Genomic DNA, 25137 nt, shown 5'->3' on the forward strand with positions numbered 1-25137 from the left:
TCATATTTTTCTTAATTTTTAACTTAATCATTTCTGTCACTACAAAAAAAGGTTATATATTCACATGCATAATAATCAAGTGACAATATATCGATCTCAAATAAAAAAGCAGATAAATAAAAAATTTTATTTTTTACTATTTGAACTAATTTGCTTAATTGCATACGTTTTTTCACTATGAAGAAACATAAAAGTGATACGTCAAAACAATACAAATACTATATATAAACGAAAGAGCCCATCACAACTGATAAGCTCTTCCGTTTAATTTACCCTTCAATTGTAACCCCTGTAAACATCGATAAGTTTCCTGTTATTTTCTCGCCAACACGTAAAAATAACCCTGCGGCTCTCCCGCTAATACAGTGTGAACCAATTAATAGTTTACCAGTATACGGACCATCCCATGTGTCAATTGTATAGTCAGGCATTTCTATGTATTGCTGATATATTTTCCGTTGTTCAAAGTAATACTCCGTTTTATCTTCAGCTAATAGTTCATCATTTTCGTATATAGATACCCCTCCGCCTTCACGGCCGTATAAAGGTTTAGAAACATATGATTCATTTCTTTCTATAAACGGTTTATTTGTAAAATATGTTGGTAAGAAGTAGTTCTGAATAATTTCTCGCTCTTCTTTCTCAAAGAAAAATCCCTCTTCGAACAGTTGCCAAATTAATGCGAGTACACTTTTATTTTGCATAAGAAAAGCAGCAGGTGGATTAATAATTTTCACTCTTCCTTGCGCTATATGATCTAAAAGCTGAAGTCCAATTCTTTTTCCATTTTTATCGGTATCTGAAACTAAATATTCAATTGGATATAGTCTATATAAATAATGGATTCGTTCGCCATTTGGCGTATATATACCATCATCTGCAACGACGATATCTTGTATTCCTATATAGTCCGTTGATTGATCTAAGCAATAGCTTCTTAAAAATTGAACTGTTTGATGATCTTCATCGTGCCAATCATAACTAGTAAAATATATCGTCTCTTCAGGACCTATATTATAGTCATGTTTAATTTGTTCCCACGCCTGCACAATATGCTCTTCTATATGATTTGGGTGATTCACATCATGATAACGGCATAACACTTCATTTGCGACAGACGGCTCTAAATAACCTGTTGGTGTGTCACAATTTACTTCTATTAACTTTATATCTTCACCATTTACGATAAAGTCAAACCTTGTAAAATATGAAAACAAACCAGTATGTTTCATTCTCGCAATTTCCCACGTTTCAGCTGGAAATCCTAGTTTTTGAAAATCTTTTGTCGTATTGACAATATATTGATACGTTCTATATAACACGTACATAACTTCCTCTGTCGCTTTTGAAATAGCAGTATAAGTTTTTACTGGCATACGATACATACCTGTTGCCATATATTGATTCCATTCTTCATTTTCTAATAGACTCGGCCATGTAAAACCATTCCGACCAGCCTCTTCCGCAAGTGAAAACCATACTTTCATATACTCTTTCTGCTCTTGTTCTGTATACATGATCCTATTATCCTTTCGTGTTATGATCCGGCTGGCGCTTTTGCGTTTCCAATTCCACTTGAACCAGAATTCACTTTCGGCGTTTGAGTAGTAGATGATTTCGGCGTATTTGTATCTGGTGTCACTTTATTTGAGGAATTGGGCTGTTGTTTGTTTAAATCTACTTTATTGGAAGAATTATTGTTGTTACTGTTAGTTCCACCGTAGTATCCACCACCACCGCTGCCACCAGTTCTACTTTGGTCTTTTTCACGATATGGAATAATATTATTTGCATACGGTTTCTTCATTACATTGGGTTTAGCTGTATAATTCATATTTGAAGTTCTGCTTGCTAATAAATATCCTGCTACGAATGGCAGTATCGGTAAATGTGAGTTTTCATTATACGATGAAAACGATGGATTAATTTCCTTGCATAACTCATCATTTTCTACATTTTCATTAGTAGGAGTTTTATCATCACAATGTAAAGCTTCTTGTTCATTGCCTTGCTTTGCACTATCTGTTTTAACAGCAGTACTTTCTTTCTGTGCAGTTTCTTCTTCATAATCACCACACCCAGTTAATAAAAATGATGATACTCCTATTGAAGCAGCAACTTTTATAAATTTACTTTTATCCATTCTCATGTGTTATACACCTAATTTCTTTTATCTATATTTTTCCATATAACTTTATTATATAATGTATATGTTAATTTTTTCAAACTAAAGCCTATATGCACATTTGCATATTTTATACTTTTTATTCTATAAATAAAAACAAACTATCATTAGATTATAATTTTATTTATAGACTATAATAAATTGAAAGACGAACTAATATCCGGGTCGCCTTTCAATTGTTTTATTTATATATATTAAACGTCTCAATAAAATCTCTAATGGTCCATTCAGATTGTTTTTCTCCATTATTGTAGCTAATATGACAGACAATATCCAAATACTTATAGCTATCAATGCAGCAAGAGCGTTACTTACATACCCACCTAAATCAAATGCTACAGGTGATAAAAGTATAACAAGCAGTGCCTCATTCAAAACAAAAAATGTTAATGAGCGCTTTCCCAAAGCAATTAATGAAAGGCTAAAGTACCCTAGATTTTTCAATCTACTCCCTATTATACCGAAACCCGTTGCATATGCTAACCCTCCAACAATTCCAGTTAAAATATGGATTCCATTTATTATTCCAGCTGTAAATACACTTGGATACCATATAGTCCCTATAAAAGATAGAGGCAAAGCACCTATTAAGGAAATTGCTAATCCTATAATTGTTATAAAATATAATTTTTTCAAATGTTGCTCTGGTTTTATTAACAACTGATATCTAGCAATCCACAAACCAAGAATTACAGAAGGAATAATCGGGAACATAAAATGGATGAGAACAGGTATAAAAGGAAAGAAAAGTAATCGCAACATTGTAGTACTAATATACGTGTCTTTTGCTGAAACATCTGGTGAAAAACCGTAATCGCCTATTGCTTGCATATTAAATCCCCATATTATTGGAATAAAAATGATATACAATATAGTGATAATCGTAAATGTTCGAATTAATGTTTTCATTTTACACTTTAATAGCGGGCTAACAAGAAGCCCCGCTACACCATAGGCCATAAGAATATCTTGCCCTCCAATTAAGACTGCTAACACAATCCCAAACAGTATTAAATACGAAGAGCGTCTTCTTACTATTTTTACAGCATGATTTTCATTTTTTCCTTTTGATATTTGCCCTTCGAGTGCTAGAACCAAACCGTAGCCTAATAATACGGCAAACATCGCTCTTGCACGGTTATCAATTATGAATATACCAAAAAGGTTTACAATTTGATCAAAGAAACTTCCGCTTTCCACCCTATGCATAATTCCAGGATCTGCAGCATACAAATAAAGCGGTGCATGGGCAAGTACGATTAATAGTAACATAGTACCCCTTGCTAAATCTAATGAGACTGCACGCTTCTTCTCAATTGCTCCATTATTTATTGATTTACTCATATTTTACTTCCTTCCTTAGCATCAACTAACCATTCCGACCTTTCTTGCGCTTTTGTAAAAAACTAACAAATAGTTACTATTAAAATTAGAACAAATAAAGTGAAACTTTAAGCAATGGCAGTTTTGTTCATCACCCATTAATTATTATTCCGTACCAATCGGGCTTTTACGGGCTGCAGGGCTTCCACCTAGCTTCCTTACTCCAGCCGAATTTTGAGGTGGGAGTCTTACTGCCCCCAAATAGCCGGATAAATGAAAAACAAACTAGTTCTTCAAATCCTATTCCGGATATTATATTCTAAGATGATTTTAATATGTTTTATTTTTAAAATACACATGAAATCTTTCAATCCCCGGATATCTTTCTCCTAAACTTTTAACCTGAAAACCAATTTTTTTATAAAATTCTACTGCCTCATTGTCTGTCTCTGCTTCTATATAAGTTAATTGAAGCATTTTTACTACTTCTTTTATCATTTGCAACGCAATTCCTTTATTACGATATTGAGGAGCGACTGCTATATGACATATTCTCGCTTTATTTGCTCCGATTATTTCAATACCTATACACGCCTCTTCTTCATATCTGTACAAAGTCCCTTTATTACTTTCATAATATAAAACTGCTTTCTTTAAGCTAGTTTCACTTGGCCCGACTGCATACTGTAACACATTTAAAATTGGATTTTTCTCAATTTGTTCCACGCGTTGCAAATTCATTTCTACATCCCTTTCTATGAAAAAAGACTAGCTCTTTCTATAAAGAGCTAATCTCATTACGCTGTTATTTTTTCTTCTTTTTTCACAACGACCGCTACATAACTATGTAGTATCATTCCGACAATAACAAAACTCATTCCGATCCAAGATAAAGATGACGGAATTGGCGCAGATAGCAAGATGAGCTCTCCTACTAGCGCAAACAAAACTTCACCGGACTGTGTCGCTTCCACTGTTGCTAGTTTTTGTGGATCATCTTTTACAAGATCTGTCGCAAAGAAGAATAGTACTGTCGCGATTAAACCAGAACTAACTGCTACAATAAAACATTGGAAAACTTGGCTACTTGATGGTAATCCGCCTGTTGATACTTCATAACCAGATAGTAAAAACCAAAATGGTAAACTTGCTAATGTCATACCGAGAACTCGCTGGAATACATCTAATTCCCCTTTACAAACTTGCATCATTTTTCGATTTCCCAGAGGATACGCAAACGCTGCAATAAGGACAGGAACTACACATAAAACGGTTTCACGAATCCCTAATGAAGAAGCATGTTCTACTTGCATGAGTACAACACCACTTAAAATAATACCCGACATAACTAATTCCTTCATTGGAAGTTTTTTATGTAGTGGATCTACTGCAAAAAATGGTGTTAACAAAATCCCTGCGACGATCGTAATTTGCCATGTTGACGCGACAAGCCAACCAGGTCCAAAAGCTCCAGCAAAACTAAGCGGAGCATAAAAGAGGCCAAATCCAACGATACTCCACACGAACCATTCTTTCGGATTATTTTTCATATATTGAAAGAGTTGCTTTAAGTTACCTCTATACATGACAATAAGTAAAAGCATTGGAACCATAAAGTAGTACCGTAATGATGCACTCCAAATCCAGCTTCCACCTTCTAAGTCCATCGCCCGGTTTAAAACGAAGGTAAAGGCAAAGAAAAATGATGCCAATATCCCTACTGCAATAGCTTTCATTATAAAACCCCTTATTTAGTTTGTTCTTATACTATACAACAAATTAAATATAATTAAAATTTGAAATCTTTATCTCGCATGTATTCTAGCTCTATATAGTTTTCTCAACCGACTAATATGAGCTTGATGGTAACGATTATGATCGGCTATATGCCATATCCCCCACCTTATAGTTGCATTTTCTCCCTTTTCATAAAAAACTTCCCGTGTTAAATCATTTTCTGTTAGTTTCATACACTCCTCATAAAGCATATACTGCACAGCTTCATAATCTTGCATCAATTGTTCCAACGTCTTTTCCCTTAAACTTGGAAGTTCTCCTATTTCATTTAACATTGGTCCATATTCAATTTCAAGTGCCAGTGGAACTGCTTCTCCTTTTAAGCGATACACCCAATGTAAATCAACAACTGCTAAATGTTGAAGGAGTTGCCCAATGTTTTTTTCAATATTTTCCGATTTTTCAAAAGACAGTTCTTTCTCATCAATACCTTCTACTAACTTTTGCAGTCGTTTAAATGTATCAGTAACCATTGCATATAAAATCGCTACTTGCGGGTTCATATTTTTTTCTAAATGGAGATCTTTCATATTAAACTACCTCTCTAAAAAAACAACACCATATGTTCATCATCACTATACACACCATTCATCTTTATAGCTCTCTTTTCAATCCCATACGTTTTAAAGCCCATTGATTCATACAATTTTTTTGCTGGTTCGTTTGTAGATACAACACCTAAGTTCAATTGTTCTAAGCTCATCTCTCTTGCTCTTTCAATTGCCTTACGTATTAACTCACGTGCAAGGCCACTTCTTCGATTACTTGCATCTACATACATCGCAACGATATGACCTTTATGTTTATACGCCTCTTTCTCTTCTGTTAGTAAAGTGACAACTCCAACTAATTGATGATCCCCATAAAAAGCACCGAATGTACAACTAGTAGTAGCTGTTAAATTGCTTTCCACTCGCTTAATAGGATTTTTCTGGCGAATCGCCTCTTCATAAGTTGTTACAAATGCCTCTGGGTTTACTTGTAATGCTTGTAAACGTAAATCCCAATATTTTTTCGCATCTTCTTTCGTAAGTAATCGAATCATATTTCTCCAGCCCCTTTAAGTTAACATAATATTTTTATAAACCACTATTTAAAGATTCATATTCTTCTCTTAACATACTATATCGATAACGATGAATGAACTTCCCTTGACGTAATCGATCATTTCTCATTAGTCCTTCACAAACAAAATCAGCCTTTTCATAACTTTTTCTAGCTTGTAAATTATCTTCATCTACACGTAGCCAAACTTTTTCTAATTCAAATTCAAAGAATGCTAGATGTAACATATTAAATAGAGCCGCTATTCCATACCCTTTACCCCAGTATTCTTTATTACCAATCGCGATTCCCAGTTCTGCATTTTTATTTGTTTTATCAAAGTTTTTCAGATCTATCCATCCAATATGTATGCCGCTTTCTGCAGTGATTGCTCTTTGTTCATAACCATTTTTTCGATCTATACATGCTTCAATCCATTTTTTCGTATCTTCACGAGTGAACGGTGGATATTGATCTGGTACAACTAGATGTTTTGTTACTTTTGTATCTAATGACCATTGATATCGATCTTCTACATCAGCTAGTGTCAGTTCTCTTAGTTGAATGAATGGTACATTCATTGTGCTATCCCCTTTTATTTTCCTATAGAAAACCCTTCAAACATTCTTCCTCCATACTGTTCTAGCGTTTTTTCTACAAAAGTAATTAATTTATTTTTCTCTCCCGTTGTATAAAAATGATCAAACGCCGCTACAAATTGATCTGTATATTGCTCATCATATCTTCTAAGTACCCTTATAAACCATTTTGAATTTCCGAGCCATTTACGATTTACTCTTAATACATATTCATGTAATAAATCAGCTAATAGATTCGCGATAAACAATTCTTCTTCTCTTTTTGTCGATCCGATAAAGTCATCCAAAGTATCCGTTATAAAATATCGCTTCTGCTTCATCATTTCTTCAGTCCATTTAGCTGGTCCTTTATTTAGTAAATCATTTGCTTCTCTTTTTAGTTCCTCAACAATTTCATTTTCACCTTTTAATACAATTCCCTCTGAAACTAATTGTGGCAACGAAGGTCTTCCGCGATCACAATCCATTTTAAAAAAGTTTTTTATCGTTTCAAAATTATGTACAAACACCTCAACGGGCCATCCATTACTATAGAAAGATTCTCTATAACAAGATGTTAAACTTTGATCAACTATTACAATGTCCAGATCAGATGTTTTTGTCGCTTCCCCTCTTACAACGCTTCCTCCCAGTAAAGCTACATCACAATTCGGAAATTGTGATGTAATGATGCTTTGTGCCGCTTCCATTGGTTTCATAGCCGTTCTCCTATTCTTATTTCACTTTCTTTTTTTCAGCTCTTTCTCTCGCTTTTTTTATATAAGGTTCTGCGTCTGGTGTTTTGCATGACGTTGCCCCGTGATCAACCTGTACCTTTCCAATTTCACGTGCAATTTCAATTGCTTTTTGCTCTAAGTCTTCATTACGAATTCCTATCGCGATTAAAGCACTATTCATCGCTTCTTTTTTTCTATTTTTTTCATTCTGTATATTTATTTTAATCTCTTCTAGATACGGTAAAAAGAAGTCATCATGTAACGTTTTATTTTTTATCGCTATATTTGCTAATAAAGACCAGCCAGCTCTTCCAATCCATTCATCATCAGACTTTGTCCACTCTTCCATTCTTTCTATCGCGATTGGCGACGTACAAATAGCCGTCATCAAAACGTCCATTAAACAATAATAATCAACTTCCTGTACCCATTTATTTAGCTGTTCTGTCGTAACTGTCTTCGGATCTAAAATCATCGTCGCTAAAGTCATTGCATCCATATTTTTTGTTTCCCATAATAAAATTGCTAAATCATGATCTTTTTTTATCTTCTTTTTTAGCAATTTTAAATTAGCAAAACTAACTCCGAATAGCGGCTCTTTCGCTCCATGATTTTTATACGTTTTACGATTTTGTTCTGTTCCATATTCCTCTAATTGCTGCATTACTTCCTCAAGTAACATACGCCCACCTCTTTATCTTTTATGTTGACTTCACATATGTATGTACGATATATTCTACATTACTTTTTGGTTTTCCTATATGTATTTTTTAAATACGGTATGTGAAATTTTATAGTTGCTATATATAACTAAAACAACCACTAAAAACCTGTACATTTTACATATACAGGTTTTCATTTTATCAATTTCTCATGGTGTAAGAAATAGACTATGAAAGAACTTTTATTTGTTTAATTCTCTCTTTATTTTTTGTAAGCTCTTTACATCTGACCACTCTTCTATAGACACTGCGTCCGGAAAAACTGTAACTACATTAAAATTCGCACCTTTTTCTTTTCTAATTTGTTTAGTAGCTAATAAATTCGCTGCCGCAGACGTTCCTATTTTTATACCAGTTTCATTATAAAAACGTGCCATTTCATACAAAAAGAGCTTCTTTATTCAAATGCGTTCATAAGCACAATTCTCCAACCATCTGGATCCTCTATTGTGGTCCCTTTCTCTATCCAATACGGATTTTCTGGTTCTACCTCATGATAGCCCATATTACTTAATCGATTCACTATTTTTTCAATTTCATCTTTATTAGGCATATAAAAAACTAGTAAATTATCTTTTGTCGGTGCCGGACATGGACTTCCATTAACGTGCGTTGTAAACTCCAAATGATACTCGGCATCCGGTAATCCAAACATAACCCCATCATATCCTTCATGATTATGAAATTCTCCTATACGCTTTAGCTCTAGACCCGTCCCATAAAAACTTATAACTTCTTCAAATTTATCTGTTGGTCTTGCAATTCTAAATTGAACCCAATTCTTCATGCAAATCTCCTCCTTTTCATTTTCCAAAGCTTTATAGTAATCATTATAGGTTACATATATTTCCTTTCATATCCCTCATTAGTGTGAGAACTGCCTAAGTTGAAAGACCTATTCGTTTATAAATAGTAGGACTTTAGTATTAAATTCATATAAAATTAGTTATATAAATATTGAGATGAAATAAATAGTTCTTCCTTATATTTTATTACGTATGAAAAAGGTCTCCTTGCAGGGCCTTTATATACCGATCAGCAGATCTTTGTACAGCCTTATTCGCATCTTCCACTACACCATGAAATGCATTATATAGTCGACTAAATTGGATATTTTTCACTTTCTCTGCCATATCTCTAACTTTATTCGCTGGTAATGGGATGAGATTTGGATAACTATACATAAAACTTACCCATTTTTGATTGGAAACTACTTGTATAATATCACCTGATAACAAAATTCCTTTCCCTTCGTTACCTTCTTTCCAATGCATAACAGTCCCGCCCTTAAAATGGCCCCCTAAGCGATGCAATGTAAGATCTTTCGATAATATCAAATGTTCCCCAGACCAAAATTTAATTTGTTTACTCGGGCGGACCACCCACTCTTTATCATCTTCATGAATATAGATAGGTACATTGAATGTTTCCGCCCATTTTACTTGTGTAGAGTAATAATGTGGATGAGAAAGTGCTATTGCTTGAATACCACCTAAATCATATATACTCTGAATCGTCTTATCATCTAAATAACTAATGCAATCCCACATAACATTTAGAGTTTTACTTTGCATTAAAAATGCTGTTTGTCCAATTGCAAATTTAGGTTTTGTAGTTATGCTATACAAACCACTTTCTTCTTTTATTATTTCATTTTTGTATAAATTGCTATTTTGCATACTTTCTAATGTTGTCCATGATTGCCCAAGTGGATTCACATATTGCCTTTCCTCATTACAAATTTTACAACGAGAAGGCACTTCTTCACTTTCGGGATACTGTACTCCACATGTAGTGCAAATATAATTAACCATATTCCCACTTCCTTTTAAAATTTAATTTTTTCTATACCAATATTTTAATAGTAAACAAAAATATTTGAATCAATAATTGGAACGAAAATGAAATGATACGAAAGTATGATTAGTCCCCTTTCATTTTGATATCGATTCCCCTAAAAACCACCTACATCATTATTAGAAGAACCAAATTTGATTCTTGAAAATTTTCATAATAAACATTAAAATCATCCTATTTTCTCAAGACTGCAATTGATACAAAATCTTGCATATTTTTGAAAAAACTTTTTTGCGCTTGTAAAAAAGTTTTTTTGCAATTACCGCCCTATAATTGCTAATATAGTAGAGTAGAACTTTTATAGAGAGAAGGAAAATTATGCACAATGGAATTCGAATGACAACTTTAGTAAAAAGGGCTATGTTGATTTGCGCGGGGGTTTTATTTACATACGAAGCAGCTTTAGGATCAGCACATATTGCTCTAGCAAGTACAGAGGATGAAGCAAAATCTGTTCAACTTGTAAGTGAAATTCAATCATCTCTTGCACCGAAAGAAGCTCCAAAACAATATAATGGGCAAGTTAGAAAAGTAGCTTACTTAACATTTGATGATGGTCCTGGAAAATACACAGCTGAGCTTTTAGATATGTTAAAGAGAGAAAATGCAAAAGCAACATTCTTCCTAATCGGTTCAAACGTAAAAGCTTTCCCTGACCTTGTAAAACGTGAAGATGCTGAAGGCCACTACGTTGGGATGCACAGTATGACTCATAACTACAAGAAACTTTACACAGAAGGTCATTACGTAGATGAAATGAAGGAAGATCAAGGCTTAATTGCTGGCGTTCTAGGCAAATCACCAGTATTAACTCGTCCTTCTTACGGCTCAATGCCAGGATTAAATGAGGCTCTTCGCAACAAAGTTGTTGAGAATGGCTTAAAAGTTTGGGATTGGACAATTGATTCATTAGACTGGAGATATAACAAAATGCAGGTTGACGCTGCGTCAGCTAAAATTGTAGAAAACGTTCTAAATGGTGCTAATAAACCAACAGAAGTTATTCTTATGCACGACATTCATCCACAATCAGTAAAAGCAGTACCTGGAATTATTAAAGGACTGAAGGAAAAAGGATATGAATTAGAAGCCTATAGTGAGAACGAACACTTCTCATTAAACTTCTGGCATGATAATCGTATGTAATGAAAAAGACTTGATTTCCTCTAGTAGGTTATTGAGTCTTTTTTTATTGTTTTTGAGTATTACTTCTCGTATATTCAATTCAAATTTTTAGCACTTGATGTGCCGAATGAATGGGTACTATGGAGTGATCTTAGTTACTGGTGTTGTGCCATGACTGCTAGCACTATGTATTTTCATCAAACAAATAAACGAACAGTAGAAGACTGGTTTACCTTTATGGATGAAAAGTACAGATTAATATTCGACTTCGACTATTTATTATCTCATCTTGATTGGTATAAAGGTAAAGAGGCTTCATTAGAAAAACAAGGTGTTATCGGCAAAATCCCCCTTTCCTTTGTAAAAAAGTAAAACGTTTTCGTGCTAAGAAAGATAAATCTATTAATGAAATCAGAAGTGATAACTGGGATAATAGAAAAGAAAACCGTATCAAAAAGATGAATCGAAAATTAAGAAAAAGAAACGACAAGCAAAAAAATTACAAAAGCGATTTATACGGAATTAAAACATATATATCAAAATACAGTAAGAAATTATGGATTGAGTATACAAATTCAATCCTATTTTTATATTATCAACACTTTAGCACATATTACTCTTAAGGAGTGATGTGTATATGGATTTTCTTTCAACCGAATATTTGTCTGCCTTACTTGCCATCATTGTAATTGATTTAGTGTTGGCCGGTGATAATGCCATTGTAATTGGATTAGCAGCAAGGCGATTACCGAAAGATCAACAAAAGAAAGTAATTATATGGGGAACTATTGGGGCAATCGCGATTAGAGCCCTCGCTACTTTAGTTGTCGTTTGGTTATTAAAAATACCAGGGCTACTTCTAATTGGTGGTGTACTCCTTATATGGATCGCTTACAAATTAATTGCTGAAGGTAAAGATCATGATATTAAGGCAGAAGAAGGATTTTGGTCTGCTATAAAAACCATTATTATTGCTGATGCGTTAATGGGTATTGATAATGTACTCGCTGTTGCAGGAGCTGCGCATGGCAATTTTTCTTTAGTCATCATTGGACTATTAGTATCTATTCCAGTAGTAGTATGGGGCAGTACATTAATTTTAAAATGGGTGGACCGGTTCCCTGTCATCATTACGATTGGAGCAGCTGTTTTAGCTTATACTGCCGCGAAAATGATTGTAGATGAGAAATGGTTCGCTGGATTTTTCGAAAGTAATCCTTTCATAAAATGGGTATTTATCATTATTATCATTGTCGGTGTAGTATTCTTTGGAAAGATGAAACAAAAAACGAAAGAGAATTCTATATAATGACAACGTTATATGTACAAACAAAAGCGCTACTCATTTGAGTAGCGCTCTTTAATATTTATTTCGTTTCCCCGTCTTCAGTCGTCTTTACCTTCGTTTTATTTTTGTCACGATGGTTATAGTTGTACTTCGAACGATCGACCGGTGTAAATCCTTCCGGTGTATAGAATCGTAATAAGTCACCGTTTACGACTTGGTCAGAGTATTTCAGTGATTTTTGAACCATTTGTTCATTTTGTTTTATTTCGTCTGTTAATTCTACAGATTCACCAGTCGCTGTATCATAGTATTTTCCGTTCAGTGCAGTAACTGTTGGACTTACGAAGTTACCGTTACGGAATGGAACAACTTGTTTATGCTCTGGTGATAATAAATCTGATCCGAACTGGACATAATTTTTTGTATCTGTACCTAGTAAGTGCAATAACGTTGGAAGAACATCAATTTCTCCGCCGTATTGATGTTGTATGCCACCCTTCATTCCTGGAACACGAATGATTAATGGTACACGTTGCAGTTGTGCATTTTCAAATGAGTTCATTTCTTTACCCATTACTTGAGACATTGCTGCACCATGATTATCAGAAATACCGTAATGATCACCGTACATAACGATAATTGAGTTATCGTATAAACCAGATTGTTTCAAGTAATCCAAGAATCCTTTTACAGACTCATCTAAATAACGTGCTGTTTGGAAATACGTATCTACTGAAGAGTCGCCTGTTTTAGCTGGTTCAATCGTCGCTTCCTCTTTATCAATCGGATAAGGGAAATGGTTCGATAACGTAATGAACTTCGTATAGAACGGTTGTTTCAATGTTTGTAATAATGGTATAGATTCATTAAAGAACGGTTTATCTTTTAATCCATAGTTTACTACATCTTTTTCATTCATATCATAGTATGACGCATCAAAAAATTTATTGAAACCAAATGATTTATAAATATCATCACGGTTCCAGAATGTTTTATAGTTACCGTGGAATACAGCTGATGTGTATCCTTGTTGTCCTAAAATAGCTGGTGCTGATTGATACGTGTTATGAGCTTTATTTGTAAAAACAGATCCTTGCGGTAATCCAAACATTGAGTTTTCTAACATGAACTCCGCATCAGATGTTTTACCTTGTCCTGTTTGATGGAAGAAGTTATCAAAGTATAACGTATTCGCATCTTTTGTAAATGAGTTTAAAAACGGTGTAACTTCTTGCTCATTTAATTTATAATCAATTAAAAAGTTTTGGAATGATTCTAAATGAATATAAATTACGTTCATTCCTTTTCCTTTACCGAAGTACTCAGGATTTGGACTTGCATATGTTGATGCAAGATAATTTCTAACCTCTGTCATATTATCTCCATCAGCTAACGCTCGTTCTGTTGATGCTTTCGCACTTTGAATGCCATCATAAATCGTATAGTTGTATGCCCCTAAATATTTCACAATGTAATTGCGGTCAAATGTTCTTGTTAATAATTCAGGACGATCGGATTCTGCAAGACCTAAGTTAATGCTGAATAATAAAATACCTGCTACAAATACTAGTGATACTTTATGTTTCGCAACACGAATTGGTTTTGGATTTGCAAATTTTGTTGCAACTAAAACGATTAAAATGATTGTATCTAAGAAATATAGTGGATCATATGCGTGTAGCAATGCAAAAATACTACCACCTAAATCTCCAAAGTTATTCGTTTGTGTTAATGTCGGGAACGTAATAAAGTCACTGAAAAAGCGATAATATACTACGTTTGCGTATAACAGTATAGACATTAACAAATTAATAACAATTAACCAAATGTAAGCACGTTTCCCCTTTGCGAATAATGCGAGCCCTAAAAATAAAACTGCTGAGCTTAACGGGTTGAAAAACAGTAAAAACTTTTGGATTGTGTTGGATATCCCTAAATTAAATTCTGTCACATATGCTGCGTATGTTTTTAACCAGAATAAAATAATGGCAAACACGAAAAATCCAAAGTGATTGCTTAACACTCGTTTACTCTTTAATAGTAATTGTTTCATCTCTCCACCTCTTTTGATCATCCAAGGCTTATTTTTTTATAAGTCTGTCTCTCTATTCAATTTTTTATCTTCAAATAGATTTTATTTGTTTAACTAAATGAAGAATATTAGTAATTATAATTTGAAGCTAGTATTTATTCAACCATTTCTTTCTAGACATTTTGACCTTGGTTTCTATTTAATAAAATAAATTTGTAACATTTTCTGTTTTCTCCCATGTCTCATCCACTAATTATGACACCACATACTATAAACCTTTATTCACTGCTTCGCAAATAAATATGTCTCCAGTTCTGGAACATTAATGTAATATAATGAAATTCACAATAGATATCATTTGTTTTTTTCAGTGTATATTAAATCTCTTCATGTATTTCAAGTTTATTCATACTTCAGCCATTCCTCTATATGTAACATCAAAATGTCTTTCCTTCTCTAAAGTTATTTTTGAATAATTATTCACAATTCATAAAATAAAAGATTATAAAAAAACCTCGCTCTCATAAAGAGAGCGAGGTTTTTCATCATTTATTATTGACCTTTGTACATTGCTTCTACTTGTTTTTGAAGTTCTTCATTTTCTAAGAACTCATCGTAAGTAGCCTCTTTATCGATTACACCGTTTGGCGTTACTTCGATAATGCGGTTTGCAATTGTTTGTACGAACTGATGGTCATGAGATGTAAATAACATTGTACCTTTAAATGCGATTAAACCGTTGTTTAATGCAGTGATAGACTCAAGGTCTAAGTGGTTCGTTGGATCGTCAAGTGTGATTACGTTCGCACCACTTAACATCATTTTAGATAGCATACAACGAACTTTTTCGCCTCCAGATAATACAGAAACTTTCTTCTTAACTTCTTCACCTGAGAATAACATACGGCCTAAGAAACCACGTAAGAAGCTTTCTGATTCATCTTGTGGAGAGAATTGGCGTAACCAATCAACTAAGTTGGAGTCACTGTTCTCAAAGTATTTAGAGTTATCTCTTGGGAAGTAAGATTGAGATGTTGTAACGCCCCATTTGAATGAACCGCTATCTGGCTCCATTTCACCCATAAGGATTTTAAATAATGTTGTCATCGCAATATCGTTACGACCGATAAATGCAACTTTATCACCTTTATTTAAAGTGAAGTACACATTATCTAACACTTTTTCACCATCAATTGTTTTAGAAAGACCTTCAACAGTTAATAAGTCATTTCCTATTTCACGCTCAGGTGTAAAGCCAACAAATGGGTAACGACGTGATGATGGTCGAATATCATCTAATGTAATTTTATCTAATAATTTTTTACGAGAAGTTGCTTGTTTCGCTTTAGATGCGTTTGAGCTAAAGCGTGCAATGAAGTTTTGTAACTCTTTTACTTTCTCTTCTTTTTTCTTATTAGCATCTTGTGTTAATTTTAAAGCTAATTGGCTTGACTCATACCAGAAGTCATAGTTACCAACATAAAGTTGAATTTTTCCGAAATCAAGATCAGCCATGTGCGTACAAACTTTATTTAAGAAGTGACGGTCATGGGATACAACGATTACTGTATTTTCAAAGTTCATTAAGAAGTTTTCTAACCATTGAATCGCTTTTAAGTCCAAGTGGTTGGTAGGCTCATCTAGTAATAGAATGTCAGGTTTACCAAATAATGCTTGAGCAAGTAATACTTTTACTTTCTCTGCCCCAGTTAATTCTGACAATTTCTTATCATGAACATCTTCACCAATACCTAAACCTTTAAGAAGGATTGCAGCTTCTGATTCTGCTTCCCAACCGTTAAGCTCAGCGAACTCACCTTCAAGTTCAGCAGCACGCATACCATCTTCATCACTAAAGTCTTCTTTCATGTAAATGGCATTTTTCTCTTGCATTACTTTGTAAAGTTGCGTGTGCCCCATAATTACTGTTTCTAATACTGGGAACTCTTCATATTCAAAGTGGTTCTGTTTTAATACTGCTAGACGCTCACCTGGCGTAATATGTATATCACCTGTTGATTGTTCGATTTCTCCAGATAAAATCTTTAGAAATGTTGATTTACCCGCACCGTTTGCTCCGATTAAACCGTAGCAGTTACCTGGCGTGAATTTTATGTTAACATCTTCAAACAATTTGCGATCCGCGAAACGCAAACTAACGTTACTTACTGTAATCATTTGTGTCCTCCTACTAATACCGCTTATTTCAGCGTTTTCTCACCGATTGTCTTAAAAAATCGCATATTACGACTCAATTATTGTAGACTATAGCTATTATATAGTAGAAAAGGGATGAATAGCAACGGTTGATTGCTATTCCTTTCTTTTCAAAATTGAATAAAACATTTGTTTTTAATTATATTAAAGTTACATTCACACTTTAAGGATGATTTATTTTGAAGAAAATATTTATAATTGTAGCATTATGTTTATCAATTGCTTCCTTAACTGCATGTAGTAGTAATAACAATGCAAAAACACCTATTGAATCAAAACAAGAGAAAAAAGTAAAAAGCTATTTCACCATTTGTATTGTTAACTTATCTTTTAACATTGACCTATATGAGTCAATTTCATATTTTGTATTATTGATTTTTTCTTTTTTCATTTTTAACATATCGAATATTTCTAACTCTAAATTCCTTCTAGCTTCAAGAACTTTTATTGCTCCTTCTACACCTGAATGGTTATGTTCTTTCCCATAGCCTTGGTTAGTGTAATAGTCGACAATTCCTGTGGACCATTCTGGAGTTCTTTCTTTTAATGCCTTCCTAAATGAAAATTCAAGATTATCTTGTTCTACATACAATAACATTGGATTTAAATTCTCTATGATTTTTGCAACTTTCATTACATAATTTATTATTTTTTCTTTTTGTTGACCATATTTAATCATCCCAATAGTTAATGGATTTTGTATGAAACAACATTCAAAAATATAAACCTTATTGTCTTCTAGAGCAATTTCAGCAAAGTCATTCCATTTGTCAGCAATTAATTCAACATTTTTATCGAATGGTAATTCATATATATCATTTTTGAAAATATCGTGAAATAATTCGTCCGAAAATTGGTCACCAAACTCATTTTTTATCTTTCTGTATGGTAATAAATAATTGCTTCCTTTTTTTAGAACTCTTTTAAGAAGCACTTCTTTAAAATCTCCACTATTATATAATAATCTATCGAATTCAAATTTATTAAAACAAGATACACCATCATAGTCGGCTGGGTGGTTCAAATTCCCCTCTAGAAATAGTTCAACTTCACTTTTATTTTGGCTTAGAATTTCATTTATTAGCTTTGCAGTGGTTGATTTTCCAAATCCAGGTAATCCTTCTACTATTATTAGTTTTGTATTCATAGTTATAAATCCCTTCCTTCAAAGTATTTAACCAAGATTAAAAAAATCACTTACTCCACTGCAATCACCCCTTCAAAATATGATATTCACCATTTCCTTTGAAAAATCATTCTTAAAGCAACCTGACCATTAGTTTAAGAACATTTTTTCACAATGTCTATAATTATTTTAACATAAATTTTCCATTTACCTTTTAAAAAAATATAGTCCACCCTTATTTGAGTGAACTATCTAAAGTAAATTATATCTTTTAAATCAAACACTTTGTCAGTAATCCCCAATCATTGTGCTGGTATTTTTACTGTTTACTTTTTCCCTTCCTTCGTGGTAAATGGCATACTTTTAAAAGGTGATTCTTTTATTTTCTTTTGCTTAATTTCTTTGTATAATCCTTCATTTTACTCGTTAACCCTATTAAAGCAGGTAACAATATTGGCATCACAATGATAGCTAATAGCAATAGTGCAACGCCCACAACGGATGCTACTTGTATAAGCGTCAATACACCTGAAGGGATTAATGCAGCAAATGTACCAACTAGAATCAGTGCCGCTGATAATACGACTCCCCCTATGTGACGAGATGCATTTACAATTTTCGTCGCTGGGTCCCCTTCTAACTCATTGTATCTCATCATTACAAAAATACTATAATCCACTCCTAAAGCGACAATCATTATGAAACTAAAGAATGGCACATTCCAGCTTAATGACTCTACGTTTAATACGTGTGCACTAATTTGTTCACTCATGCCAAGTGATGCAAAATAAGCTAATATTAAAGATCCAATAATAAAGATCGTATTTAAAAATGACCGTGTAATAATGAGTAATACAATCGCAATTCCAATTAACATAATTGTAGCTGTACGTAAGAAGTCTTGGCCTGTTACTTCTTTTAAATCAACGTTTCTAGCTGTTGTGCCGCCGATTGCTTTTTTCGCCGATTTTAATTCTGTACCATTTAACGTACCGTCTATCGTTTTATTAATTTCTTCAACGATTGGCATTGCTTCTTTTGAATACGGATTTACGTCTAAAATGATTGTCATTTTAGCAGTCTTTCTATCTTGTGACATGTACGTATTCAATGCTTTTTGGAAATCTTCCCCCTCTAAAACTTCTTTTGGTATATAAAATTTCGCAGAGCTTTTTGATTCATTTAGTTCTCCTAAATATTTTTGAGCATCTCCTAGACCGTTACTTACCTTTTCAAGCCCTTCTGTACTTTTAGATAATCCTGATTGTAATTGCCCCATCTGTTCTTGCAAGTCTTTCAGCCCGGTTAATAACTGGCCTTGCCCATCATTTATTTTTGTTAATCCGGTTTGTAACTCAGATGACTTGTTCGCAATTTGTTTTGAGCCTGAAGCACCTTCATTTAATCCATTTTTAAGATCAGCTGCTCCTTTTTGTAACTTAGTAACTCCATCGCTCATTTCTTTTAAGCCGTTATCCACTTTCGATAACGATTGATTTGCTTCTTTAAATGAACCCATCGCCGCTTTGTGCTGCGTTGCTAATTGGTTTAATTCATTTGAAAGCCCACCTAATTGCTTTTGAGCCTCCTTAGCAATCCCTATCGTTTGCAGTATGTTCGGATCATTTGCTAATTCTGGTTTCGTTTGAATGAAATTGGTCATTAATATTTCAATTTGTTCATAGCCTTTTTTCGCACCATCAATCGCTTGAGAAATACCTCCGAAGTATTGATCGTAGGAACTTAAACCTTTTTCTAACTGCGAATAACCAGCATGAAGTTGTGACGTTGCATTAGATAGAACATTTATATTTTCATTTACTGAAGTTAATCCACTCTCAATTTGCTGCGCACCTTGTGCTCCATTGTTTATTCCATTCGATAATTGATTCAACGCTGTTCCTAAAGCCGATACACCATTTTTCGCCTCGTTCGTTCCATCAATTAACTTTTGAACATTTGCGAGGCCGTCTGACTCATTACCACCCATTTTATTTTTAGCATCCGTTAAACCATCATTGATTTCTTTTATGCCACCATTGGCATCTCCTAATCCTGTATTTAGTTCTCCCGCTTGTTTATTTATATATAATTCTTTTATCTTATCCCCAGTTGGACGTGTCGGTGCATATACTTCTGAAACACCTTTCACTTTCAAAATCTTATTAGTTAGTTCGTCTAAAGTTTGCAACGAACTCGCCTCATCTAACTTGTTATCCGATTGAATGACTAACGTACTTGGTGAAGAAAAACCTGGTGGAAAATTCTCTTCTATTACGTTAATCCCCATTTTCGACTCATATTTATTATCTACTTCAAATAAATCATTGTAATTTAGTGTGTTAGAGTATTTCATTACGAAAGGAATCGATATCACAAGTACAATGATTAAAGCTGCGAACGGTCTTACTACTGAGTTTTTCGCAAGAAATCCCCATAAACGACTATCCTCATGACCTTTAAATGTTTTAACTGGGTAAAACATTCCTTTTCCTAAAAGCACCATAAAAAATGGATTTAACGTAGTTAATACGAGTAATAATACTGCTACACCAATTGCTACGGCTGAAGTAGATTGATATAATTTAAAACTCGCTAAAGCAAGAGATGCAAAACCAATTAGTACTGCTATCCCGCTATATAAAACGGTTTTCCCTGCCGATCTAAACGTTTCTTTCGTAGCCAAAAATGCATTTTCTTGTTTACTTAATTCTTCCTTAAACCTTGTATATAATAAAATGTTATAGTCTGTTCCAACCCCAAACAGGACAACAACTACAAACACTTGTGTAAAGTTAGAAAACGGAAAATTAAATTGATCTACTAAATGGGCAATAATCCCCATTGAAACTAAATATGAAACACCAACTGTAAGAAGCGAAATAATCGGAACAATTGGTGAACGAAATACAATGATTAATACAATTAAAATGAAAATGATTGAAATAACTTCTGTCTTTTTCACTCCCTCTTGAGAGGATGTAAGAAAATCACCCGCTATTAAATCACTTCCAGTTAAGTACGTTTTTACCCCTTTCGTTTGCACTTTTTTATGAAGATTATTTGTAACTTTTGATATTTCACCATGTTTTTTATCTACTGAGATTTGCGTTAAAATGGTCGTATTATCTTTAGATATCAACTGTTTTTCCAAGTCTTTATTATCTAAATGAGAAACAACTTCCTTTACTCCTAATTGCTCTTTTTCATTTTGCAGGGCATGGATTGTTTTTATTATCTCCTCTTTTTGCTCAGTTGTTAAAGCTGTTTTACTTCCACTATTAAAAACAGCTATAATATTATACTTTTCAGTCCCGTCTTTATCTATCTCTTTTATCATCTTGTCAGCAATACTACTTTGTTCTGTATTAGGAATCGTAATGTGCCCTTTTTCTTTCACTAATTTATCCATATTAGGCATCGTTACGATCATTGTAATAGTAATAACTATCCATAATAGAAAAGATAAACTTCTCCAATTTTTTAGCTTACTCATTTTAATCATCTCCCGTTATGAAAATCACATTGGAATGAAAATTCATTCCTATTATTTTATTTTTTCGGAATGAATGTTCATTCCTGTCCTTATAACGCTATAGAATCAAATGATTCTAATAGCATTCCAACAACTTTCTTCCAATTCTTTTACTAACTCTTCTGTATATTCTAATTGCCCTGTTTCCATTACTTTAATTAATTTTTCAATCGGTTGATATACAATGATAATTAAAGCAATTGGTGGTAATGGACGAAGAAAACCTTTTTCGATTCCATCTTCAATCAAGTCCATAAAGAAACCCATAAAGTCCTCGAATATTTCATTACTATTTTCATCGAGAAAATAACTATCACAGTGAGAATTTGTAAAAAGAAAAGCATCTGCATTTTGTCTCGCAAATTCAAATAAACGGTTGTATGTATGACTAAACTGTTCACGAATATTTGCATTGACTGGAAAGTCGGTTTTTATTAATTCCGATAGTTGTAAAACACTTTTCGTAAATAAAGAATTAACTAGTGCCTCTTTATTTTCAAAATAGCGGTAAATCGTACCTGCCCCTACTTTTGCTTTTTCAGCAATCATCGGAATTGTTGTACCATCATATCCTCTTTCTGCAAAAAGTTGTATTGCCGCATCAAAAATATCCTCTTGTTTGTTTTTAGCCATTTTTCCACCTCAAATTTCAGGAATGAAAATTCATTCCGTTTTTAATTATAAATTAGATGCGCTAAAAGTCAAGAGTGTGACAAAGCTAATGTAGCATTTATTAACGAAGACACTCAATTAGTTTAGTCATATATTCTTTTGAAATACCCCTTCAAATAATTCCTTTGTATCATCATGTCTTAAAGCTTTCGATACATTCTATTTTCCCCCCTAAAATAATGATTTGACTTTAATTAATAGAAAAGTACTATAATAACTGTTTTTCATTATAGTACTTTTCTAATCACACATTGCACAGTGCATTAATTAAAAGAAATCACAAATAAATGCTTCACGTACCGGAACTATATTCTCAAACGCTTGTATTTCCTCTTTACTTCCGCTAATGAATTCCAATTCATTAAGTTCTAACGGACGCTTGTAGCCGAACATTATTGTAGATAGTGCATTTATATCCAGCCTAATTCCTTTATCTATTGTTTCTTCTACAATTGTTATTTCATGATTTGCAAGTCTCACTGTTACGTTATTCCACGGAGCAAATGCGTCTGTAATGTGTAGGATCACTTCTTGCTGTACATTGTTCCAGTTCAACTCATATTGTTTTAAGAACTGCTCCACATCTACAATTCTGCCCATAAAATATGGCTTTATTTCTGCCTTCACGCGTGGCTCTTGGAGTGTATATAATAACGGTTCGTTTTCACTAACTGTCATTTCAAGTTCTTTAATCATAGAATCATGCTGGCAAATAAAGTTCCACAGACCATTTCGCGCTTCATTATGCAGTGGAATAAATTCTTCTACTGTCATTTTGTTGTTTTCAATTTTATATAACATGTAGCCAGCAGCCATTTTATTTTCATCGTAATAAATCGCTAATGTTAAGTCATCATAAACAACTTGTAACCACCATTTTTCATCGCGAACTAGCATACCGGAAAAACGTTCTGCAAATGCTTCATAAAGCTTCTCGACCTCTTTTGGGTGATTTTCTTTATTGAAACGTTTCACAGTACCATTCACTTGTTTCTTCATAACTAAATCACTCTTTGTCATATGACATACAAGGAGATTCGCACAAAGTTCCCAGCCGAATTTACGATAAAATGCAACAGCAAATGGATGTAGCATTGATACTGTATATCCGTCATTTTTCATCGTTTGAAGTGAGTGTTGAAGTAATTCTTTTACATACCCGCTTCTTCTATACTCTGGATACGTCGCTACCCCTGCAACGCCTCCCATTTTAAATTTCTCTTTGCCTATGTATATATGAAACGGAATAAGATGCAGTTTTGCTGCTACATCTTCACCTTCCATAATACCGTATATTTCATGACTTTCTTTCATCTTTGTAAGTTGTTGTTGCAATCGTTCCTCATCAACTTTATATTGAAAAGCGTATTCCGATAAGCGTAATGCTTCTCTAAATATATCTTCTTTTAATTGTATAACGTTCATATATTTCTCCTCCATTCCTTGTTTGAATTGTACCATAATTCTCAATATTCCAGTGCGGTGAATGAAATTATATGGACCTAACGACACGAATCCAATATAAAAAGCAGATACATCCCGTATCTGCTTTTTATTGCTTTTTATTGCTTTTTATTGCTTTTTATTGCTTTTTATTGCTTTATTTTGCTAACTTTTGAAGTTCTTCGAAGAATGTAGGATATGATACGCCTACTGCTTCTGCGTCTTCAATTGTTGTTTTTCCTTCTGCTAGACAGCCAGCAATTGCAAGCATCATTCCGATGCGGTGATCACCGTAACTATTTACTGTATTGCCTTTTAGTGCTGATTTTCCGTAAATAATCATGCCGTCATCAGTTGCTTCTATGCGAGCTCCTAGTTTCGTTAACTCCGCAACAACTGTATCGATACGGTTCGTTTCTTTAACTTTTAATTCGTGCGCATCTTTAATTACTGTAATTCCTTCTGCTTGCGTTGCCGCTAAGGCGATAACAGGAATTTCATCGATTAATCTTGGGATAATATCTCCGCCAATTTCAATTCCTTTTAATGAAGATGTTTCGATCGTAATGTTTGCTGCTGGTTCTGATGATCCTTCGTTAATTGGCTCTACAGTGAACGTAGCACCCATTTTCTCTAAAACATCAATAATACCTGTACGAGTTGGGTTCATCCCTACATTTTGTAATACTAGTTTACTATTTGGAATGATTGCGCCTGCTACTAAGAAAAATGCTGCTGATGATACGTCACCTGGTACTTGAACGTCTGTCGCTGTTAACTTCTGTCCACCTGCAAGTTTCACTGTTTTTCCCTCACGAATTACTTTAACGCCAAAGGCTTCAAGCATTCTTTCCGTATGATCGCGTGAAATATGTGGTTCTGTAACAGCTGTTACACCTTCTGCACGAAGACCTGCAAGTAAAATAGCTGACTTTACTTGCGCACTTGCTACAGGTGAAGTATATTCAATTGCTTTTAAATCTCCACCACGTATTGTTAACGGTGTAAACGTCCCTTCTTCGCGGCCATCAATGTTTGCACCCATTTGTTTTAATGGATTTGTAACACGTTTCATCGGTCTTTTTGCGATAGATGCATCACCTTGTACGCAAGAGAAAAATGGTGTATTTGCCAAAATTCCTGACATTAAACGTATTGTTGTACCAGAATTACCAACATCTAATACAGCTTTTGGTTCTTGTAAGCCTTCTAATCCTTTACCAACTACAGTGACTTCATCACCATTTTGCACGATTTCTACTCCCATTTCTTTAAAACAAGAAATTGTACTTAAACAGTCTGCGCCGGGCAAGAAACCTTTAATTGTTGTTTTTCCTTCTGCAATCGCGCCGAACATGACAGCGCGGTGTGAAATGGATTTATCTCCTGGAATTGTAATAATACCTTTTAATCCGTTATTAACAGGTTCTATTGTTCTTTCCTTCATGTTTTCACC

At 33.8% G+C, this 25137-nt stretch carries 21 protein-coding genes and 2 pseudogenes; 3 read left to right on the top strand and 20 right to left on the bottom strand.

Translation table 11 applies throughout. The features are described 5' to 3' along the window. Positions 1 to 269: 269 nt before the first annotated feature. The 13 genes and pseudogenes from QCI41_RS04620 to QCI41_RS04680 all read right to left on the bottom strand — a co-directional run bounded on the left by QCI41_RS04620 (position 270) and on the right by QCI41_RS04680 (position 10200). Positions 270 to 1517 (bottom strand): glutathionylspermidine synthase family protein, encoded by a 1248-nt coding sequence (locus tag QCI41_RS04620; RefSeq protein ID WP_353838169.1) that lies wholly within the window; start codon positions 1515 to 1517, stop codon positions 270 to 272. A gap of 20 nt (positions 1518 to 1537) precedes the next feature. Next, entirely contained in the window at positions 1538 to 2149 is a 612-nt protein-coding gene (locus QCI41_RS04625) for a hypothetical protein (protein WP_353838168.1), read from the bottom strand. 189 nt (positions 2150 to 2338) lie between these two features. Continuing rightward, complete coding sequence (locus tag QCI41_RS04630) at positions 2339 to 3529, bottom strand: DUF418 domain-containing protein (protein ID WP_353838167.1); 1191 nt, start codon at positions 3527 to 3529, stop codon at positions 2339 to 2341. Between the two features lie 309 nt (positions 3530 to 3838). Next, positions 3839 to 4249 carry a GNAT family N-acetyltransferase gene (locus QCI41_RS04635; RefSeq protein WP_353838166.1) on the bottom strand — a complete coding sequence of 137 codons (411 nt, stop codon included), beginning with the start codon at positions 4247 to 4249 and terminating at the stop codon, positions 3839 to 3841. Between the two features lie 56 nt (positions 4250 to 4305). Then, positions 4306 to 5244 carry a DMT family transporter gene (locus QCI41_RS04640; RefSeq protein WP_353838165.1) on the bottom strand — a complete coding sequence of 313 codons (939 nt, stop codon included), beginning with the start codon at positions 5242 to 5244 and terminating at the stop codon, positions 4306 to 4308. Positions 5245 to 5313: 69 nt separating this feature from the next. Beyond that, positions 5314 to 5835, bottom strand: coding sequence for a DinB family protein (locus QCI41_RS04645; protein ID WP_353838164.1), 522 nt, complete (start codon positions 5833 to 5835; stop codon positions 5314 to 5316). A 14-nt stretch (positions 5836 to 5849) separates the two neighbouring features. Continuing rightward, on the bottom strand, positions 5850 to 6350 hold the full coding sequence (locus QCI41_RS04650; protein ID WP_353838163.1) for a GNAT family N-acetyltransferase: 501 nt from the start codon (positions 6348 to 6350) through the stop codon (positions 5850 to 5852). A gap of 34 nt (positions 6351 to 6384) precedes the next feature. Continuing rightward, positions 6385 to 6930, bottom strand: coding sequence for a GNAT family N-acetyltransferase (locus QCI41_RS04655; RefSeq protein WP_353838162.1), 546 nt, complete (start codon positions 6928 to 6930; stop codon positions 6385 to 6387). A gap of 14 nt (positions 6931 to 6944) precedes the next feature. Next, a complete protein-coding gene (locus tag QCI41_RS04660) occupies positions 6945 to 7646 on the bottom strand; it encodes a nucleotidyltransferase domain-containing protein (RefSeq protein ID WP_353838161.1) in 702 nt (233 codons plus the stop codon). A 16-nt stretch (positions 7647 to 7662) separates the two neighbouring features. Continuing rightward, the gene (locus QCI41_RS04665; RefSeq protein WP_353838160.1) at positions 7663 to 8346 is read right to left on the bottom strand and encodes a DNA alkylation repair protein; all 684 of its coding nucleotides are present in this window, start codon (positions 8344 to 8346) and stop codon (positions 7663 to 7665) included. Between the two features lie 222 nt (positions 8347 to 8568). Then, positions 8569 to 8772 (bottom strand): annotated as a pseudogene (locus tag QCI41_RS04670) (cysteine synthase); the annotation flags it as partial. An 11-nt stretch (positions 8773 to 8783) separates the two neighbouring features. Beyond that, entirely contained in the window at positions 8784 to 9173 is a 390-nt protein-coding gene (locus tag QCI41_RS04675; RefSeq protein ID WP_353838159.1) for a VOC family protein, read from the bottom strand. 205 nt (positions 9174 to 9378) lie between these two features. Then, a complete protein-coding gene (locus QCI41_RS04680; RefSeq protein ID WP_353838158.1) occupies positions 9379 to 10200 on the bottom strand; it encodes an MBL fold metallo-hydrolase in 822 nt (273 codons plus the stop codon). Positions 10201 to 10561: 361 nt separating this feature from the next. Between QCI41_RS04680 and QCI41_RS04685 the strand changes: the two genes are divergently transcribed. The 3 genes and pseudogenes from QCI41_RS04685 to QCI41_RS04695 all read left to right on the top strand — a co-directional run bounded on the left by QCI41_RS04685 (position 10562) and on the right by QCI41_RS04695 (position 12677). Next, positions 10562 to 11389 carry a peptidoglycan-N-acetylglucosamine deacetylase gene (locus tag QCI41_RS04685; protein WP_353838157.1) on the top strand — a complete coding sequence of 276 codons (828 nt, stop codon included), beginning with the start codon at positions 10562 to 10564 and terminating at the stop codon, positions 11387 to 11389. Positions 11390 to 11476: 87 nt separating this feature from the next. Continuing rightward, positions 11477 to 11894 (top strand): annotated as a pseudogene (locus tag QCI41_RS04690) (DUF3841 domain-containing protein); the annotation flags it as partial. Between the two features lie 111 nt (positions 11895 to 12005). Beyond that, positions 12006 to 12677, top strand: a complete 672-nt coding sequence (locus QCI41_RS04695; RefSeq protein WP_353838156.1) for a TerC family protein — start codon at positions 12006 to 12008, stop codon at positions 12675 to 12677. Between the two features lie 58 nt (positions 12678 to 12735). On the opposite strand, the gene ltaS is transcribed toward QCI41_RS04695, so the two are convergent. The 7 genes from ltaS to aroA all read right to left on the bottom strand — a co-directional run bounded on the left by ltaS (position 12736) and on the right by aroA (position 25128). Beyond that, positions 12736 to 14709: a lipoteichoic acid synthase gene (gene ltaS, locus QCI41_RS04700; RefSeq protein WP_353838155.1), complete on the bottom strand. Its 1974-nt coding sequence runs from the start codon at positions 14707 to 14709 to the stop codon at positions 12736 to 12738. A gap of 531 nt (positions 14710 to 15240) precedes the next feature. After that, positions 15241 to 16866: an ABC-F family ATP-binding cassette domain-containing protein gene (locus tag QCI41_RS04705; RefSeq protein ID WP_000633870.1), complete on the bottom strand. Its 1626-nt coding sequence runs from the start codon at positions 16864 to 16866 to the stop codon at positions 15241 to 15243. A gap of 337 nt (positions 16867 to 17203) precedes the next feature. Continuing rightward, the gene (locus QCI41_RS04710) at positions 17204 to 18052 is read right to left on the bottom strand and encodes a P-loop NTPase family protein (protein WP_353838153.1); all 849 of its coding nucleotides are present in this window, start codon (positions 18050 to 18052) and stop codon (positions 17204 to 17206) included. Positions 18053 to 18410: 358 nt separating this feature from the next. Beyond that, positions 18411 to 21527: an MMPL family transporter gene (locus QCI41_RS04715; protein WP_353838152.1), complete on the bottom strand. Its 3117-nt coding sequence runs from the start codon at positions 21525 to 21527 to the stop codon at positions 18411 to 18413. 105 nt (positions 21528 to 21632) lie between these two features. Continuing rightward, positions 21633 to 22199, bottom strand: a complete 567-nt coding sequence (locus QCI41_RS04720; RefSeq protein WP_353838151.1) for a TetR/AcrR family transcriptional regulator — start codon at positions 22197 to 22199, stop codon at positions 21633 to 21635. Between the two features lie 306 nt (positions 22200 to 22505). Beyond that, positions 22506 to 23663, bottom strand: coding sequence for a GNAT family N-acetyltransferase (locus QCI41_RS04725; protein WP_353838150.1), 1158 nt, complete (start codon positions 23661 to 23663; stop codon positions 22506 to 22508). Between the two features lie 175 nt (positions 23664 to 23838). After that, on the bottom strand, positions 23839 to 25128 hold the full coding sequence (aroA, locus tag QCI41_RS04730) for a 3-phosphoshikimate 1-carboxyvinyltransferase (RefSeq protein WP_264461801.1): 1290 nt from the start codon (positions 25126 to 25128) through the stop codon (positions 23839 to 23841). Between the last annotated feature and the right edge of the window lie 9 nt (positions 25129 to 25137).

It is taken from the genome of Bacillus cereus group sp. MG4, assembly GCF_040460055.1.
GTDB classification, from domain to species: Bacteria; Bacillota; Bacilli; order Bacillales; family Bacillaceae_G; genus Bacillus_A; species Bacillus_A wiedmannii.